General features: G+C 63.4%; 2 protein-coding genes. Both read right to left on the bottom strand.

Translation table 11 applies throughout. From position 1 onward, the window contains the following. The coding region (locus EN935_RS35795) for an amidohydrolase family protein (RefSeq protein ID WP_164771675.1) at positions 1-1063 on the bottom strand (1063 nt) is incomplete at its 3' end. Between the two features lie 47 nt (positions 1064-1110). Further along, complete coding sequence (locus tag EN935_RS35790; protein ID WP_127374214.1) at positions 1111-1356, bottom strand: hypothetical protein; 246 nt, start codon at positions 1354-1356, stop codon at positions 1111-1113. Between the last annotated feature and the right edge of the window lie 99 nt (positions 1357-1455).

Below are 1455 nucleotides of genomic sequence, written 5' to 3'. Positions count from 1 at the left end.
CTCCGGGCACGCGATGGACATTGAGGACGAGCCGCATCTCCTGCAGCATGTCCCGGTCGTCGTTGATCCCTGCCTCGTCGATTCCGATGGCGACCCCAACACCCTTGCATTCGAAATGGTTGAGCGGAGCGATGCCGCTGCGCAGCCGGAAATTCGAGCTGCAATTGTGGCAGACGTGAACGCCCTCGGCGGCAATGCGGTCGACGTCGCGTTCATTGAGCCACACGCCGTGGCCGAGCGTGAGTTGTGGCGACAACAGACCGACCCGGGCCAGATAGTCGATGGCGCTGCCGCCGCCCCGCCTGCGGGCATATTCCTTCTGGTGCTGCGTCTCGTCCAGATGCAGGTGCATCAGGTCGCCGGTGCGCGAGGCGGCGTCGGCGTGCATTGTGAGCGACCGGTCGCTCATCCAGTGAAGGTTCGGCGGCGCCAGCTGCACGCGCACGAGCGGCTTGCCCTCGTAGCGGCGCACCATGTCGCGATAGACATCGAAGAAGTTGTCCAGATCCACCTGGAAGCGGGCCAGTTGCTGGCGGACGCCCGGACGGATATGCTCCGGGAGGCTCGCCACGAAAGCGTCGTCGTCCATTTGCTGGTGCATGCGGTTCTGGTCGCGCACGCCCATGCCCATCGACACCCGCATGCCAATGTCCTCGTAGGCCTTGACCACCGCGTCGGCCGCGTTGTGCACGTCCTGCGCGCTGCCGTAATGCGCCCCGCGCAGATGCTGCACCGTGGTCACGCCCGACGCGATCATCTCGAAGGCCGAATAGAGGGTGTCGAGATACGAATCGACGATCCTCAGCTTGACGCGGGCGTTCGACCACAGCTCGAGGGGAAGATCGGGGACGCCGAGCTGAACCGTGGTCAGGCCGATGTGATGGTGCGAGTTCACGAAGCCCGGCAGCACGACGTGGCTGCCGTCGCCCACCACGACGGCTTCGGGATGGGCCTGGCGCAGCGCCGAGAACTCCCCCGTCGCGGAGATCGCGTCGCCGACCACGAGCAGGGCGCCGTCGTCCAGGACTTCCCAGGTATGGCGGTCCAGCAGACGCGTGAACACATGCTTTCCGCGAACCAGCACCGGGGCGGGAGACGTGAGTTGGGGAGTCAGCATCGCGACAGGTCGTCCATGGTTTGACGGATGATCTGCCGGCTGCGCACCAGCACCGTGCCGTCGAGCGGATCGCCGCGGCGATAGAGCCAGCTTTCCTCCCGCATCGCCTTGTTAACTGCCTCCCGCGAATAGGTACCGTATTCGAGCGCGATGAAGGTGAAACGATGGGCGCCGATGGCAATGAAGCGCCGGCGGGCATCCTGGTAGTCGACAGCGAAAGACGCATCGAATGACGACATGCACGAATCCGTGCGGCTACAATTGTGATATATTACCTAGTACTTTTTACTCAACGCCGTCAAGCCTTGACGCACATGATATTTTACGTAGAGTATTAC

Source organism: Mesorhizobium sp. M7D.F.Ca.US.004.03.1.1, assembly GCF_003998635.1.
In the GTDB taxonomy this organism is placed as follows: Bacteria; Pseudomonadota; Alphaproteobacteria; order Rhizobiales; family Rhizobiaceae; genus Mesorhizobium; species Mesorhizobium loti.
This window is presented reverse-complemented; position numbering and strand designations above follow the sequence as displayed.